Source organism: Fibrobacter sp. UWH1, assembly GCF_002210365.1.
Lineage (GTDB): Bacteria > Fibrobacterota > Fibrobacteria > Fibrobacterales > Fibrobacteraceae > Fibrobacter.
Window position 1 is genome coordinate 1 of the sequence record NZ_MWQG01000001.1, and the last position, 15,625, is coordinate 15,625.

Annotated in this window: 16 protein-coding genes; 13 read left to right on the forward strand and 3 right to left on the reverse strand. The window is 48.3% G+C overall.

Features of this window, described 5'->3' with window-relative positions:
- From B7992_RS16905 to B7992_RS00015, 3 genes are all read left to right on the forward strand, one after another.
- Positions 1 to 254 (forward strand): hypothetical protein (locus tag B7992_RS16905; RefSeq protein WP_217897565.1); only part of this gene is annotated, 254 nt, incomplete at its 5' end.
- Between the two features lie 148 nt (positions 255 to 402).
- Entirely contained in the window at positions 403 to 1,725 is a 1,323-nt protein-coding gene (locus tag B7992_RS00010) for an ATP-binding protein (RefSeq protein WP_073284641.1), read from the forward strand.
- A gap of 94 nt (positions 1,726 to 1,819) precedes the next feature.
- Positions 1,820 to 2,041 (forward strand): hypothetical protein, encoded by a 222-nt coding sequence (locus B7992_RS00015; RefSeq protein WP_073284643.1) that lies wholly within the window; start codon positions 1,820 to 1,822, stop codon positions 2,039 to 2,041.
- Positions 2,042 to 3,067: 1,026 nt separating this feature from the next.
- Here the strand turns inward: B7992_RS00015 and B7992_RS00025 are convergent.
- Both B7992_RS00025 and B7992_RS00030 read right to left on the reverse strand, forming a co-directional pair.
- Positions 3,068 to 3,487 carry an HI0074 family nucleotidyltransferase substrate-binding subunit gene (locus B7992_RS00025; RefSeq protein WP_073284646.1) on the reverse strand — a complete coding sequence of 140 codons (420 nt, stop codon included), beginning with the start codon at positions 3,485 to 3,487 and terminating at the stop codon, positions 3,068 to 3,070.
- Positions 3,474 to 3,761: a nucleotidyltransferase family protein gene (locus B7992_RS00030; RefSeq protein WP_073284649.1), complete on the reverse strand. Its 288-nt coding sequence runs from the start codon at positions 3,759 to 3,761 to the stop codon at positions 3,474 to 3,476. Before B7992_RS00030 ends, B7992_RS00025 begins: the two co-directional genes overlap by 14 nt.
- 396 nt (positions 3,762 to 4,157) lie before the next feature.
- On the opposite strand from B7992_RS00030, the gene trpB reads away from it, so the two are divergent.
- The gene (gene trpB, locus B7992_RS00035) at positions 4,158 to 5,426 is read left to right on the forward strand and encodes a tryptophan synthase subunit beta (RefSeq protein ID WP_176421813.1); all 1,269 of its coding nucleotides are present in this window, start codon (positions 4,158 to 4,160) and stop codon (positions 5,424 to 5,426) included.
- A gap of 186 nt (positions 5,427 to 5,612) precedes the next feature.
- On the forward strand, positions 5,613 to 6,356 hold the full coding sequence (trpA, locus tag B7992_RS00040) for a tryptophan synthase subunit alpha (RefSeq protein ID WP_254917560.1): 744 nt from the start codon (positions 5,613 to 5,615) through the stop codon (positions 6,354 to 6,356).
- A gap of 263 nt (positions 6,357 to 6,619) precedes the next feature.
- On the opposite strand, the gene B7992_RS00045 is transcribed toward trpA, so the two are convergent.
- Positions 6,620 to 8,341 (reverse strand): beta-galactosidase, encoded by a 1,722-nt coding sequence (locus B7992_RS00045; RefSeq protein ID WP_088665324.1) that lies wholly within the window; start codon positions 8,339 to 8,341, stop codon positions 6,620 to 6,622.
- 235 nt (positions 8,342 to 8,576) lie between these two features.
- On the opposite strand from B7992_RS00045, the gene B7992_RS00050 reads away from it, so the two are divergent.
- The 8 genes from B7992_RS00050 (at position 8,577) to B7992_RS00085 (ending at position 15,615) form a co-directional block, all read left to right on the forward strand.
- The gene (locus B7992_RS00050) at positions 8,577 to 9,896 is read left to right on the forward strand and encodes a chloride channel protein (protein WP_369680970.1); all 1,320 of its coding nucleotides are present in this window, start codon (positions 8,577 to 8,579) and stop codon (positions 9,894 to 9,896) included.
- 136 nt (positions 9,897 to 10,032) lie between these two features.
- Complete coding sequence (locus B7992_RS00055; RefSeq protein WP_088665326.1) at positions 10,033 to 10,989, forward strand: radical SAM/SPASM domain-containing protein; 957 nt, start codon at positions 10,033 to 10,035, stop codon at positions 10,987 to 10,989.
- 35 nt (positions 10,990 to 11,024) lie between these two features.
- The gene (locus B7992_RS00060) at positions 11,025 to 11,759 is read left to right on the forward strand and encodes a hypothetical protein (RefSeq protein ID WP_073161465.1); all 735 of its coding nucleotides are present in this window, start codon (positions 11,025 to 11,027) and stop codon (positions 11,757 to 11,759) included.
- Positions 11,760 to 11,867: 108 nt separating this feature from the next.
- Complete coding sequence (queF, locus tag B7992_RS00065; protein ID WP_073161466.1) at positions 11,868 to 12,380, forward strand: preQ(1) synthase; 513 nt, start codon at positions 11,868 to 11,870, stop codon at positions 12,378 to 12,380.
- Between the two features lie 95 nt (positions 12,381 to 12,475).
- Positions 12,476 to 13,165: a 7-cyano-7-deazaguanine synthase QueC gene (gene queC, locus B7992_RS00070; protein ID WP_088665327.1), complete on the forward strand. Its 690-nt coding sequence runs from the start codon at positions 12,476 to 12,478 to the stop codon at positions 13,163 to 13,165.
- 11 nt (positions 13,166 to 13,176) lie between these two features.
- The gene (locus tag B7992_RS00075) at positions 13,177 to 13,872 is read left to right on the forward strand and encodes a queuosine precursor transporter (RefSeq protein ID WP_088665328.1); all 696 of its coding nucleotides are present in this window, start codon (positions 13,177 to 13,179) and stop codon (positions 13,870 to 13,872) included.
- 9 nt (positions 13,873 to 13,881) lie between these two features.
- Entirely contained in the window at positions 13,882 to 14,706 is an 825-nt protein-coding gene (locus B7992_RS00080) for an arginase family protein (RefSeq protein ID WP_088665329.1), read from the forward strand.
- 45 nt (positions 14,707 to 14,751) lie between these two features.
- Positions 14,752 to 15,615, forward strand: coding sequence for a pseudouridine synthase (locus B7992_RS00085; RefSeq protein WP_073161470.1), 864 nt, complete (start codon positions 14,752 to 14,754; stop codon positions 15,613 to 15,615).
- The last annotated feature ends 10 nt before the right edge of the window (positions 15,616 to 15,625 follow it).

Below are 15,625 nucleotides of genomic sequence, written 5' to 3' on the forward strand. Positions count from 1 at the left end.
CACCAGTTGCAGCTGTTGCGTGGGTATGGCCCAGGAACGACAGCGTAGGCGTGGAGAAATTCGCGTCTTTTAATCTTATAGGGGTTCTTTTTGAACCAGGGGAAAACACCAAAGGGAAGCCCGATGTAAAAAAAGCATTGCCGCTGAGCAATGCAAAAAAAGGCGCCGGCGCATCTCACCTGCATCCGGGACTCTTGTTAATCATCAGGGTGGACTACCATAACAAGTTCAATACAAATATAACTCTTTTTTAGGGAAAGTCAAATCTTATAGGGATTCTTTTTGAACCAGGGGAAAACGAAAAGCAAAATCTACAATCAAAAATGCGTCATTTTCGCATTATTCATATAAAAAACGCAGTAACATTTGCAAAATTCATAGGAAAAATGTATTTTCAGTACTATGAAGAGATCCATCAGCAAACAACTTTTAGATTGGAAAAACAAAGCCAAGCGAAAGCCACTGGTAATAACCGGCGCTAGACAGTGCGGAAAAACATACGCCATCAAGGAATTTGGAACGCAGGAATTTGCAAATTTCGCCTACATCAATTTTGAAGGGAACGAAGCCCTGAAATCCATTTTCGATTACGATCTGGATGTCAAGCGCATCGTTCGCGAGCTTACCCTTTATTCCGGTCAAAAAATCGAAGCGGGCAAAACCCTGCTTTTCTTTGATGAAATCCAGGCTTGCCCCAAGGCCATCACCAGCCTAAAATACTTCTGCGAAAACATGCCGGAACTCCATGTGATTGCCGCGGGTTCACTTCTCGGAGTCGTCATCCGGCAACAAGAAATTTCATTCCCCGTCGGCAAGGTGGAACGCCTGCAAATGTTCCCCATGAGTTTCGAGGAATTCGTTATGGCTAGCGAAAACGGCGAGACTCTTTTGCAGGCGGCCAAGTCCACTGAAGCTTTTGAACCGCTGCGAACTGTTTTCGCAGAGCCTCTCGAAAAGTTGTTGCGCTACTATTATATTGTCGGAGGGATGCCCGAAGCCGTAGCCACCTTTTTTGAAACCCACGACTTTGAAGCAGTCAGCCAGGTTCTTTCCAACATCCTGCAGGATTACAGCGACGACTTTTCAAAGCATGCCCCCATTCACGATGTTCCAAAGCTACACCTGATTTGGGATTCCGTGCCAAAGCAACTTGCAAAGGACAACAACAAGTTTGTCTTCTCCCATGTCAAGGCGGGCAAGCGAGCTGCAGATCTGGAAGACGCTTTGCAATGGTTTTTCAGCGCAGGTCTGTTGCATAAGCTCGAGTGCGTTACCAACGCGGAACTCCCGCTTTCAAACAACGCAGAAGGATCGATCTTCAAAGTCTATATGAGCGATGTAGGTTTGCTTCGTGTAAAATCCGGTCTGGACCCGCAGACAATCCTTAACGAGACACCTCTTTACGCCACCTTCAAGGGTGCGCTTACAGAAAACTTTGTTCTAAACGAACTTCTAAAACAGAACTTTCATCCTTATTTCTGGCGTTCAGAAAACACAGCCGAACTGGACTTTCTCCTTGAAGTCAGGAATGAACTGATTCCAGTAGAAGTCAAAGCCGAAAAGCACACTAAGGCCAAAAGCTACAACCAGTTCTGCAAAAAATTCAAACCGAAAAAAGGTCTAAAACTTTCCATGAAAAATGCTGGAACCACTAGTGTCGAAGAAACCGAAACCTTGATGTTGCCGCTTTACGAAAGCTTTAGGGTGATGGAGCTTGTTTCATAAGGGTTCTTTTTGAACCTGGGAGAAAACTTAAGAATAATAGAAGAACGTGACTCAAACGGAATTCTTATATTAGAGTGTACTTTGGAGGGCTAATATGGCCGAAGTTTACGAAAAAGATGAAAACGACATTATCAAGGTTGTTAATTCTGTCAAGAAAAATCCGGTTACTATAAAGCCGAGACTCGTTGATTGGTGCGACTGGGATATTTTTGTTTTAATGGGAAAATCCTGGAATAAGCATCACAACGACAAGGTGGACATCGGCGATGGCTTTGATGACAAGCGTTTTGAAAAGTACCTCGGCGAAGATTACTAAATCCACAAGAATTTAGCTATCAGCCCTTCCTGAAATCCGGAGGGGCTATTTTTGTACTATGTCTGCAATCCAGGATTTCATTTTATCTTATAGGGGTTCTTTTTGAACCAGGGGAAAACTTAAACATTTAACCTTGATTAACTTTTAGTTTAACCATTTGGTTAAAAAGAGTGTATATTTATCGTATGGAAAAGCAGAAAGCAAAAATCCTGGATATCATACTGAAGCAGATTACATTCTTCTGCTTGTATTGGGGTTTTTACGCCATCGGCTGGCATTATTGCACAACAATAAAAATGAACGGCTATTGTACTATATTTTACGATTCAGCAATATTTGTCCCACTGCTTTCAACAGTTTTTTACATAGCAGGCGCAATAGCCGTGCAATTGAACATCACTTCGCCGTCTTCAAAGCCTTCTGATAAGCAGTCTTGATCTTATAGGGGTTCTTTTTGAACCAGGGGAAAACGAAGTAAGCCAAAATGGTTACAAAGATGCTTTGTATGGGAATATGATTGTTCCATCTTTTTAAAAAGATGGATATTTTTATTGATTTTGTATATATTCACATAGGGTATATATGGAATTCTTAATAGAAATAGCATTGATTATGGTACTTCCGTTGGCTTTGCCAATGGTTACGGGTTTGGTGTCTGCTATATTCTTTGGTTTTGTTCACTTATTTAGGAATAAGTATGTGGTGTTCGTTTTGACATTGCTGTCTTTCGTTTTTTTCTATGAATGTGTAAAATGGTCTCTCCGTTTTCCTTCGTCAATGGAGAACGATTGGTTTACTAGAGACATCGTTCCATTTTTAAATGTGACATTTTACTAACATTTTGCCACGGTAAATCGTATGTTTGACGAAGAAATCGTTAAACATGGCGGCTTGTTTTGGCTTATATTGACTCTCTACAGAAAGTATCTATCCAGGTAGACGGTTCTACCGTTGAGTGTGTCGCTGCATCCTACAAGGGGGTGCCGTTTTTCATCTTATAGGGTTCTTTTTGAACCCAGCAAAAAACTACAGCTTATTTTCGGCAGAGTTCTCTAGTACAGAAATCTTAGATTCCAAGGTCGTCTTGAAGTTATCGAACAAGTTAATATAACTTGAATAGACGCGGTCCAAAACAGCATTAAATGCTTCTTCATCGTAAATGTGCGTTGCGGAATTGCGATCCTTCAACATCTGAAGCCATACCGATTCATCATTCAGGAATCCGTACTTAAATCCGGCACGGAGAATTTCTCGAGGAGATCCATTCTCGGCCTCCTCGATTCCATGCGCTCGCATCAACTCTTGAAGGGTTTTCCAGGCCAACTCAAAAGCCAAACCAAACTGGCCAATCACACCTGTTCTATAAATTTCATCCGCCAAAGCTTTTGCCTTTTCAGACTTTTTCAGAACATCAAAACAGTTTTTGAAATTATCAAACTTCTGCATAAAGGCACTCTCCCTCACGTTCGATATTCTGTTTCAACTTCTGGGATACAACTGTCCCCATATCAATAACATCGAAGGACAAAAGCGAGTCGGCTTCGTCTTCAAGCATGTACTGAAAATCAGAAACATTCTTGCCGAATACAGCTAGGTCAACATCACTACGATCCCGATTGGTGCCGCGGGCGCGGGAACCAAACAGCACCACACGACTCAGTTCACACTTCTTTGCGAACTGAACGATTTGCTGCTGCAATTTTTCGGGAATGTTGATCATACCATCAATATAACAAAACTTACGTCTTTTTCATCATTTTCGCCACCGTTCCCTTGCCAATTTTTGGGGATATTCATAAATTTTGGCACATGAAGATGATTAACGTACTTTGCGAAAACTTTGACGGCCGATGGTGGCGCGGGCTCTAACATAGAGTCTGGTTTTTGCGAGTATAGTTGATCAAGGCAAAAGGCTTCCAGACTCCCTGGAGGCTTTTATTTTTTTTCCAAACATTTGAAAACCTCCGGGTCCAGGAACCTAAGCCTAAAAAGCTATTTTTTAGGAGTATAAAACTTGCGGCGAAGCCGCGTAACTTTAACCTGAAAGGCCGTAGGCCGAGCTCAAAGAGAGCGAAGCGAACGACCTCAAACCTGAATACTGATTATGGCAAAGTCTCTGGTAGAATCAGATAACGGCTTTTTCAACGAGTTCGGCGGCAAGTACGTCGCTGAAATCATCCGTCGCCCTTTGGACGATCTTGAAGAAGCCTTCAACAAGTACATCAAGGATCCGGAATTCCTGGAAGAATTGCGCATTATCCAGCGCGACTACATCGGCCGCGAAACTCCGCTGTACTATGCCCCTACCGCAACAAAGCTTTTGGGCGGCGCACAGATCTACATCAAGCTGGAAGGTCTTGCCAACACAGGAGCCCACAAGATTAACAACGCCATCGGTCAGTGCCTCTTGGCAAAGAAGATGGGCAAGACCCGCATTATCGCAGAAACCGGCGCTGGTCAGCATGGTCTCGCCACTGCAGCAGCTTGCGCAAAGCTGGGTCTTGAATGTATCGTTTACATGGGCGAAGTGGATGTTCGTCGTCAGCAGCCCAACGTTGCCACCATGGAACTTTACGGCGCCAAGGTGGTGCCTGTCACCAGCGGTAGCCGCACCTTGAAGGATGCGGTAAACGAAGCCATGCGCGACTGGGCAACCAACTTCGCCACCACCCACTATGTTCTGGGTTCCGCCCTCGGCCCCGCACCGTTCCCCGATATCGTCCGTACTTTCCAGAGCATCATCGGTGAAGAAGTTAAGCGCCAGGCTGCAGAACGCAACATCGACATTGCAGCCATCGTGGCTTGCGTAGGCGGTGGTTCCAACTCCATCGGCGTATTCACTCCGTTTATCGAAAACGAAAAGGTCCGCCTCATCGGCGCAGAAGCCGGTGGCGTAGGCCCGAAGCTTGGCGAAAACGCAGCCCGCATGGTGGGCAATGCTGCCAAGGTGGGCATCGTTCAGGGTTACAAGAGCAAGTTCCTGGTAGATGACGATGGTCAGTCCCAGCCCACCCGCTCCATTTCCGCAGGTCTTGACTACATGGGCATTGGCCCGCAGCTTGCCGCCCTCGGCGAATGTGGCCGCGTGGAATTCACCAGCATCCTGGACAAGGAAGCTTTGGAAGCAGTGAACTTCTTCGCCAAGAACGAAGGCATCCTCTTCGCTCTTGAAAGTTCCCACGCCGGTGCCGCCGCCATGAAGATTGCCAAGGATTATCCCAAGGATAAGGCAATCATCATCAACATGAGTGGCCGTGGCGACAAGGACATCTTCATTACCAGTCCCGTGTTCCGCCCCGAAAAGTGGAAGGAATTCCTGGCCGCTGAACTGAAGCGCCTCGAAAACAATGAAGATATCCACGACGCAGAAATTATGAATAAATAGGTTTGAGGACGCGCTTTCGCGCTTTGAGCAATGAGGTCGGTGCCAAGGCACCTAGAGGCAAAAGAACTTCACATCAAAGCGAGTAAACACAACCTCAAATTTCAACCTTTGAACTTTAACCTCAGAGGCCAAAGGCCGACCTCAAAGCGAGCAACGCGAGCGACCCCACACCTCACACCTAAAAATATGAACGCACCTATCCGTTTAATGTCCCATTTGATCGCCGGTTTCCCTGATGGAGAAACTTCTGTGGCAATCGCCGACGCTCTGGTAAAGGGCGGCGCCTCCATTCTCGAAATCCAGTTGGCCTTCAGCGATCCTAGCGCCGACGGTCCCGCTATCCAGACCGCTTCTACCGTGGCTTTGGAAAAGGGCTACTCCACCAAGCAGGGTCTTGAAATCGTGAAGAAGATTCACGACATGCATCCGGACATTCCCATCTACATCATGACCTACGGCTCCCTGGCATTTACCCCCGGTGTCGAAAACTTCGTGAAGATGTGCAAGGACGCAGGCGTTAGCGCTTGCATCATTCCGGACCTTCCCTTCGATAACGACGAAGGCCTCACCGCCGCTTGCAAGAAGTACGGCATGGAAAACATCCCCGTGGCAGCACCTTCCATGACCCAGAAGCGTCTCGAAGAAATGGCCTCCAAGGGATTCAAGTACATCTACGCAGCACTCCGCGCAGGTACTACCGGCTCCCAGACGGTCATCGACCAGGCAACTCTCGACTTCCTGGATACCGTGGGAAAGGGCGGCGCCAAGGTTCTTGGCGGTTTCGGCATTCGTACCGGCGAACAGTCTAAGGTTCTCTGCAAGCACGTGCATGCAGTGGTGGCAGGTTCCGTATTCGTGAACATCATGCTGAAGGACCCGAAGGACACCGCAGGCGTCGAAGCCAAGGCCCGCGAACTGAGCGGACTGTAATTCCGCCAAGCAAAATCGTTAGGCAGTTGTCATTGCGAGCGAAGCGTGGCAATCTAGCCTAAATCACAAATGAAAAGTCCAAGGTTCATTCACTGCCTTGGACTTTTACTTTTTTAGAAAAGGTTACGATTACATGGGAGGCGGAGTGTATTGCCACTTGCAGCCATCGCATATGAAATCGCAATTTTCAAACACTCTGTTGCATATAGAAAAATCCAAGGCAACAACCCTGGATCCTATCTATAGAGAAATATCCGACTCCCCTACGGTTTTAAATACAGTTTCCTGTTTTCCTGAAGGCCCTCATTATCAAATCGGACGGTTGGATTTTCGCCCTTCTTATAAGCCTCTTCGCTTTCATAAATGGACAAGGCTATAGTTACGCCAGGCAAAGCCGCCACATTGGTCTGTCTTGCAGGAACTTCATGGGTGAAAGAGAATTCCTGAGTCATGCCATCCTTGAACGTTTTCTTGGGAATATGGACGGTCTTGCCAATCTGCGCCAGGGACGTTCCCTCGCCATCCACAAATTCAGCCACCAGATACACGTCAAAGAAACAGGGAGCCACACCGGAATTCCTCACCGCAATATTTAACTTATTTGTAGTCACCGTCGCTTCGGTTACGGTTAGCAGTTCCGCCTTGGCGATCGTAAAATTATAACCGATAACATGGGTCATGGAATCCGCCAGCGCCTTGTTATCCTTGTAGAAATAGTAGCCATCATCGCTATCCTGATCCAGCACGTAGTAGGTCAGGTGTGCGGTAGTAATGGCATCCACCCAACGCTGCGGCGTCCACTTCAGATAGCCACCAGGAATGACGTCGTTATACGTGAGCATGGTTTGATAGCCACCCAAGTTTTCCGCAATTGTAGGCAGCCCTGCCTTGTAGCAACGTACCAGGGAATCTGCTCTGCCTGGAGTACCGATAAATCCGTCATCACGCTTTGCAATACCCAAGCCGAGAGCGTATGTATACACATCGCCGGAACCACTGGAAGGCAGTACAATCAAGGTTTTCTTGAAAACGGAAGCGTAATGTTTCAGCATGTCCTTCTCGATTTCGGCAGAAGGCATTTCGCTCCCCACCAAATGGGAAGCATGCCACTCGCCCCATTCCCCAAAGGAACGAATATCAATGTATTCCAGGCGGGGATCCCCATCATACTTTTCAGCCAACGCGGTTCCAAAATCCTTGGCGGCCTGCAAGTAAATGGAATCATCCCAAACAGGAACGGTGGCGTCGTAACCTTCCTTCAAAGTTTTTGCGGTAATCTTTTTTGCGCCCTTTTCATAAACCCATTTGGGAGTCCAGTCGTATTTTTCTTCGGGAGTATCATTACCCTTAATAAAGGACGGCGTATAAGGCAGAACGCGGAGCGCATACGTCAAACCATTCTTTTGACAAGCCTCCAGGATTTTTTCTACAGGAGCCCAATTGTACACACCTTCGCCAGGGTTCAGCGAATCCCACTGGAAATAGCCGGAGCCATAAGTGATCAAATCCCAGGCACGATTGTTCAATTCACCATAGGGACCATGTTTAAATTCCGGGACAAAAGTCCAGGTGCCGCCCACAGGAACGGTAAAGCCCTTATGGGGGTTAGCTAATGGTCCGTCATACGGTTTAAGTACATAAGAAATTTTTGCCGTATCCGCGGGAGCGATCGTCATGGAATCAGTAGGTACCGCCGCGGAATCTGTAGGCACTATCGTCGTGTCTGCAGGCACCATCGCAGAGGTGTCAACGGGAACCGTCGAGGAATCTGCAGGAACAGTCAACGCGGTATCGGCAGAAACATTGGATATTGTATCTTCGGGAATCAGCGCAGAAGTACCCGCAGGCATTTCATTAGCCGCATCTTCCGACGAACTGGAAATTTCGTTAGCAATACCCGTACTGACGTCATCATCACTACAGGCCCCTAAATTCAAGCCTATGACCGCAGAGGCCACCACACCAAACAAAATAGAACGCTTCATCTAATCCTCTTATGCCGCAATGAATATAGATTGTTTTCTTTTAAAAAAGCTTTATCCCGAAGCAAGAAATCGTTTACACGGCGGACCAACCTTTTTTCTAAATTTGTCGCCGTAAATTAAAGCAGGCCACCCCTGCACAATCACGAGATTTTTTATGAATTTTAGCGACTTTGGAAAATACAACCAGTTCAAGGAACAGTTCGCCAACATGTCTCCCGAAATGAAGGAGCAGATGATGAAGATGGCGAAGGAACAGATGAAGGCCCGTGTTGGAGGCTTTTTCAAGAAGTGGTTCTCCCTGCCGGTTTTGACAATCGTTGCCGCAGGAATGGGTGCAGCCATTGGCGCGCTGATGGCATTCTTCGGCCAGGTCTTGCTGACTGTTGGCGGATTGCGAGATGCACACCCCATCTACTTTATTCCGGGTTTGGCTCTGGCTGGTATCGCCATCGTTCTCGCCTACAAGAAATGGGGCAAGGGCGCAGAACGGGGCATGGGCTTGATTTTCTCTGTGGGACAGGGCAAGGAAAGCCACATTCCGTTGCGTTTGATTCCCATGGTGGCTGTGGGCACTTGGCTTACCCACTTGTTCGGCGGAAGCGCCGGCCGCGAAGGAGTGGCAGTACAGATTGGTGGCGCACTGGGTCACAACATCAGCAAGAAACTGCCTTTTGAAAATGCGTCCCACATTATGCTGGTGGCGGGCATGGCCGCAGGCTTCAGCGGACTTTTCCAGATTCCTATGGCGGCAACGGCCTTTGCATTGGAAGTGCTGATTGTTGGCCACATGGACCTGATGGCTTTGCTGCCGGCTGCAGTGGCTGCTTTTACCGCCTGCAAGGTTTCCAATATGCTGGGCCTTGAAAAGTTTGCGGTAGACCTGAATGGAATTTTGAGCACCGACGGCGGCGCAACCGTTAGCGGGCTCTTTATGAATGGCGGCGCACTGGACATGAATTTTGTGGTGAAGCTTGCCTTGCTGGGCGTTTTGTTTGGCGTTATTGGTGGAGGCTTTGCAAAGTTGCTGAGCTTGGCCAAGGAATTTTTCGCCAAGAAATTCCCCGACGGAATGAAGCGTATCGCCATTATGGGCGTTACCTTGAGCGCACTTTTCCTGTTGCTGTGGCAGGGTCGCTATTCCGGCCTGGGCACCAACCTGATAGACATGTGTTTCTCTGGCGCAGGCATTGCTGACGGTTCCAATATCGCCGGCGGCATCCAGAGCTACGACTGGATTCTGAAATTTGCATTGACCATTTTGACATTGGCCGCAGGATTCCAAGGAGGCGAAGTCACTCCGCTGTTTAGCATCGGCGCAAGCCTTGGTGCAGTTTCTGCAGTGATGTTCGGCCTACCCTTCCCCCTGGCAGCAGCCCTTGGCTACGCCGCTGTTTTCGGAAGTGCAACCAACACCCTTTGGGCCCCGATTTTAATCGGCTGTGAAGTTTTCGGTTTCGACGGTCTGCCCGCATTCTTTGTGGTTTGCATTGCAGCTTATGTTTGCAACGGCGGACAATCCATTTACAACCAGAAGAAACTGAAACTGAAGTTCTAGGCAACTCTTTTAAAAGCTCAAGAAACAAGCGAAAACGTCATCCTGAGCGAAGCCCCGCGAAGTCGAAGGATCCAGTCGTTAGATTCCTCGAATCCAAGCCTACGGCATTTTGCTCAGAATGACACTCAGGTAGAAAATGAACGGCGTTTACATTGAAATCACGGATGTGTGCAATCTGCACTGCAGTTTCTGCCCTTGCGGAAAGCGTAAGACAGAAGCGCCTCGTGAATTCATGAGCTCGGATCTTTTTGAGCGTTGTGTTACCGAAGCAGCCGTCGTTACAGAACAAGTTTACTTTCACGTTCTTGGGGAGCCCACATTACATCCGGGATTTTCCCTGTACCTGAAAAAGCTGGAGGAAGTTTCCAACGCCCGCACCGACGGCAAAAAGCTCCAACTGAACTTAACTACAAATGGCACCACCATAGCACGCTGTGGCAAATCAATTCTAGCCTCCCCCGCTGTCCGACAGGTGAATTTTTCAACCCACGCCTATGCGGAATTGCCCTTTGACGAAGCCGCGGAAAACCTGCAGAATATTCTAGACTTTTGCCGTATGGCCGCTGCGGAACGTCCCGACTTGTACATCAATTTGCGACTGTGGAATGTAGGCGACGAAAGTTCCAACGCCTGGAACAACTACATGCTGGAGCAGGTGAATAAAGCCTTAGGCCGCACAGGCTCTGCAGATGAGAACAGTGCACCGGAAGAAAGCCGCACACCCATCACATTGGTGCATTTCTGCAGCCGCCACAAGAGTTTCCTTGTGGAAGGCCGCATTTATATTCATCAGGACTCAAGATTTGAATGGCCCGCGGCCGTCTCCAACGACGACAATTCAAGTTCTTGTGCAAACTTTCCGAAGGGAACGTGTCGCGCCTTGGACACTCACTGTGCCATCCTTCACGACGGCCGCGTAGTCGCCTGCTGTCTGGATCACAGCGGACAAATTACGTTAGGACGAATTCAAGACAACAGTCTTTTAAACATTTTGCATTCTCCTCTTGCGGTCCAAATCAAGGAAGGCTTTACCAATCACGAGCTGCGCCATCCCTTCTGTCAAAACTGTACTTTCTGCAAACGATTTAAATAAGACTTTTTCTATAATTCCTCCAGTAGGAGGTTTATATGAAAAACAGATTCTTATTTGGCTCTGTCCTAGCCTTTTCATTAGCATTCTGGGCTTGCGGAGATGATACTTCTAGCACAAGTTGCATAAGCGAATCCTCTGATTCCAACAGTCAAGAAATTTCTTCCAGCAGTGAAGCAACTGCGGAATCATCGAATGAATCCGAAATTCATAGTTCCTCCAGTAGCGAAGATACATCCAATAAGTTGGGTGTCTGGAGTTTTTACGAAGATAACTGCGACGCCTGCAAAATTTCAGCATCAAGCGTTTACTACGAAGAGTACGACTTTACAGGTTTGAAGGGCGCTGTAAAATGCCAAATGGGAGAATCCACTTATGCCGGCGCAACTATTCGCATTTACGAAGAACAGCAAGACATAACCGACTGGGGTGGGCTTTGCGCCGTCTTCAAATCAGAAGGTAGATTCTTCCTCGGCATTGTCCCCGAAGATGCAAAAAATTATTCGGGAGGAATCAATTATATGGCATGGATGGAAAGTGCAGATTCCCTTGTCATAGCAGACCTTCCCTGGGAAGTTTTCAGTCGTCAGGATGGCTTTGCAGAACAACGGGTAACAAAGGAAGACTTCCTCACGCGAATCGTGGGATTCATGGTCCAATTCGAAGACAACGGACCAGAATTGGACGGATCCTATAAAGGTGGATTTGAAATTCAAAAAATCGGTCCTTTAGGAACATGCGGAACTCCTACCGAAGGTTATACAACTTGGTGATAAAAAGTTATCCGAGGCGGTCTTGATGGACCGCCTTTATTTTTCTAAATTGCGGTACGCAAAGACAGTTCGAAAACCTCCTGTCTCTAAACAAAACTAGGAGCACATATGACCGACAATACGTCCGTTAATTCCGGCCGTACCGACGCTGAATTGGAAGGCGTCACCTTGCTTGGCAATCAGAATACCAAGTACAAGTACGATTACGATCCCGACGTTCTTGAACGTTTCCCCAACAAGCATCCCGACAATGACTACATGGTCATGCTGAATTGCCCGGAGTTTACTTCCCTCTGCCCCAAAACCGGTCAGCCGGACTTTGCGGAAATCCGCATCAACTACATTCCGGACCAGTACATTGTGGAATCCAAGTCACTGAAGCTGTATCTTTTCAGTTTCCGCAATCACGGGGATTTCCACGAAGATTGTGCCAACATCATCATGAAGGATTTGGTGAAGTTGCTCTCACCCAAGTACCTTGAAGTGGAAGGCATTTTCACGCCCCGTGGCGGCATCTCCATTTACCCCTTCGCCAACTATGGCAAACCGGGTACCATTTACGAACAGAAGGCAACCGACCGGCTTTTCGCCAGCGTAGACCGCAGAAACTCCTGGAAATAAGTAAGCAGTGCTTAGTGATTAGTAAGCAGAAGTGGCAGGAGAAGTCCATTTTCTGTAATTCTAACCACTAATCACCAACCACTAACCACTATTCTATGAAAAAAGCAATCGTCCTTTCGTCAGGCGGTGTGGATTCCACCGTCTGCGTGGCCATGGCCGTAGCTAAATACGGCGCAGAAAATGTAGCCACCACTTCCATTTTTTACGGTCAAAAACACAACAAGGAACTGGAATGTGCCCGCAAGGTGGCAGACTATTACAAGTTGCCTCATTACGAATTTGACTTATCCAGTGTACTGCAGTTTTCAAACTGTTCGTTGTTAGCCCAGTCTACACAAGCCATCGAGCACAAAAGCTACGCCGAGCAAATCACGCCCGTCAATGGCAAGGTTTCCACTTACGTTCCTTTCCGCAACGGCTTAATGCTCAGTGTTTGCGCCAGTCTCGCCCAAAGCATTTTCGAAAACGATGACGTGGAAATCTACCTGGGTGCCCACGGAGATGACTCCGCCGGCAACGCTTACGCCGACTGCAGCGAAATTTTCGTAAGCACCATGAGTAGAGCCATTTCTATCGGCACCTACGAACAAGTCCGCGTCACCGCTCCTTTTGCAGGACTATCAAAAGCAGACGTGGTCAAGAAAGGTCTGGAGCTTAAAGCCCCCTTTGAACTGACCTGGAGCTGCTACGAAGGCGGCGATAAACCCTGCGGCGAATGCGGCACCTGCATCGACCGCGCTAAAGCTTTTGCCGCCAACAACGTGAAGGACCCCGCCATCGCATAAGGATTTCACTCATGAAAAAGACCAACGAAAACTTGATTCTTCTAAACATAATCTTCACCGTTGGCTTGGTCATCTCAAATGTGGTTACTGCCAAGCTGATGTACACAGGCATTAGCCTTTTCGGCAACGCAGTCACTTTGCCTGGTGCGGGCGTTTGCTATGCCTTTACCTTTTTGGCCACCGACATCATCGGCGAAATCTGGGGCAAGAAAGAAGCCAACAAGGCGGTCATCTTCGGCCTAGTGGGGCAAGTTTTTGCCACCCTCCTGATTTTGCTGACCCAGCACCTGCCCGCCGCAGACGACAGCATGCAAGAAACCTACGTTCGCCTTCTAGGTCAGAACTGGGTGTTCGTGGTGGCAAGCCTCGCCGGCTACCTCATCGCACAAAAATGGGACATCTGGATTTTCCACAGCATTCGCACCCGTTACATCGCCAAGCATGGCGATACCAAACATCGCTGGATCTGGAATAACGCCTCCACCATGACCAGCCAAATTCTAGATACCGTTGTGTTTATCGGCATCGCCTTCGGTTTCGGATTCGGTTGGCTGTTCCAGGCAGAAATGCGCCCGGTGCTACTTTCCATGATGGTGGGGCAATACTTCTTCAAGATGATTCTTGCGGCCTGCGACACCCCCATTTTCTACTTGCTCACCCGAGACATCAAAAAGGATACCGAAATAGAGCTAAAAGAATTTTCTTAACTTTACGTCATGAATTTTTGCACCATCCAAGACTTTACCGGCATCCATAGCGAACAGCCTTTTATGCAGGAGCTGCGGGAACGCGCCAACGTCTACTGGATGGATTGCACAAATATCAGCGGCACTGATTGTTACTGCGATGACGACGCCCAAGCAGAAATCCGTAAAATGATGGACCAAGCCGCAGACCGCATCACAGCTAATAACGACGCCGGTTTCACCGGCATCCACTTCTTTGACAACGGCAATTACCACTACATGAGCAAGCTGTGGACGGACCGCGTCAACGAAGATTTTGACCTGGTCATATTCGATCATCATCCCGATATGCAGCCACCCCGATTTGAAGGGATTCTCAGTTGCGGGGGCTGGGTCAAGGAAGTTCTGGACAACAACAAGTTTATTAGAAATGTGGTGCTTATCGGCGTTGCGGACCATCTGATTGAAGAAATCAAGAACGAACCTAGTGCGGAATTCGAGAAGTACGCAAGCCGCGTGACATTCATTCCCGAGACTTTGTTACGCACCCCAAATTTTGATATATCACAGGTAGCACTTGCCGCCCTACGTTCATCAAACCTATATATCAGTATCGACAAGGATGTCCTTTCCATTGACGACGTGGTGACCAACTGGGACCAAGGCAGTCTAACCTTTGAACAACTGGAAAATATTTTGAAGAATCTGTTTGCCCACCGTAAAATACTTGGGGTGGACATTTGCGGAGAACGGGCTCGGAACCAGGATTTCCCGGAAGGCATTGACGAAGGCTCTGCGGATGCCACAAACAATGCTTTAAATAAAAAAATATTCAGCCTTCTAGATGTGCTCTAGATCCTTCGACTCCACTTCGTTTCGCTCAGGATGACACGTAAAAAAATGGTCTTCAATTCTCGCAACAGTTTCAACAAGCGTCCGCAACAGGGTAAGCCATCCTTTGGAAAAACCGCCAACAAGTTTGGCGGAGGCGCTCACGGCGTTGCCCGCGTTATTAGCAAGCGGGGTTACTGCAGCCGAAGCAAGGCCGAAATGCTTGTACGTGAAGGCCGCGTCACCCTGAACGGTCGCATCATCCACGACCCCGAAACTCCTGCCCGTGAAAGCGACGAAATCATCATCAACGGCAAGCGCATCGAAGCCAACGCCAAAGTGTACTTCATGATGAACAAGCCCCGGGGAATCGTCACCACGGCAAACGACGAAAAGGGACGCGCCACCGTCATGGAAGTTTTCGCAGAGCAATACCGCAAAATGTATTCGGGCAAGGAACCGCCCCACATCTCGCCGGTGGGCCGCCTAGACGCAGCCAGCGAAGGGTTGCTATTGTTCACCAACGATACTGAGTGGGCCAACCGCATTCTGGAACCCCGCAAATCAGACGAGAGACCAGAGGCGAGAGACGAGAGCGCCGGCACAGACATCCACAAGAAAATTTACCGCGTGCAGACCAAGGGCAAGCCCACCGCCGAAGACCTTCACAAAATGGAAGAGGGCTTTATAGTTCCGCCCCGCGTTTTCGGGGAATCCGAAGAATTCATGCACGCCAAGCAGGCCGTCCTCCACACCGAAGGCGAAAAGAACTGCTGGCTAGAAATCACATTGACCGAAGGCAAGAACCGCGAAATTCGCCGCATGCTAGCCCACTTAGGCTACGAGGTTCTCCGCCTGGTCCGCATTCAGATTGATGAATTTATTTTAGGCGACCTTAAACCAGGTTGCATCAAGGAAATCCAGATTTCTTAAAAGTAGAATA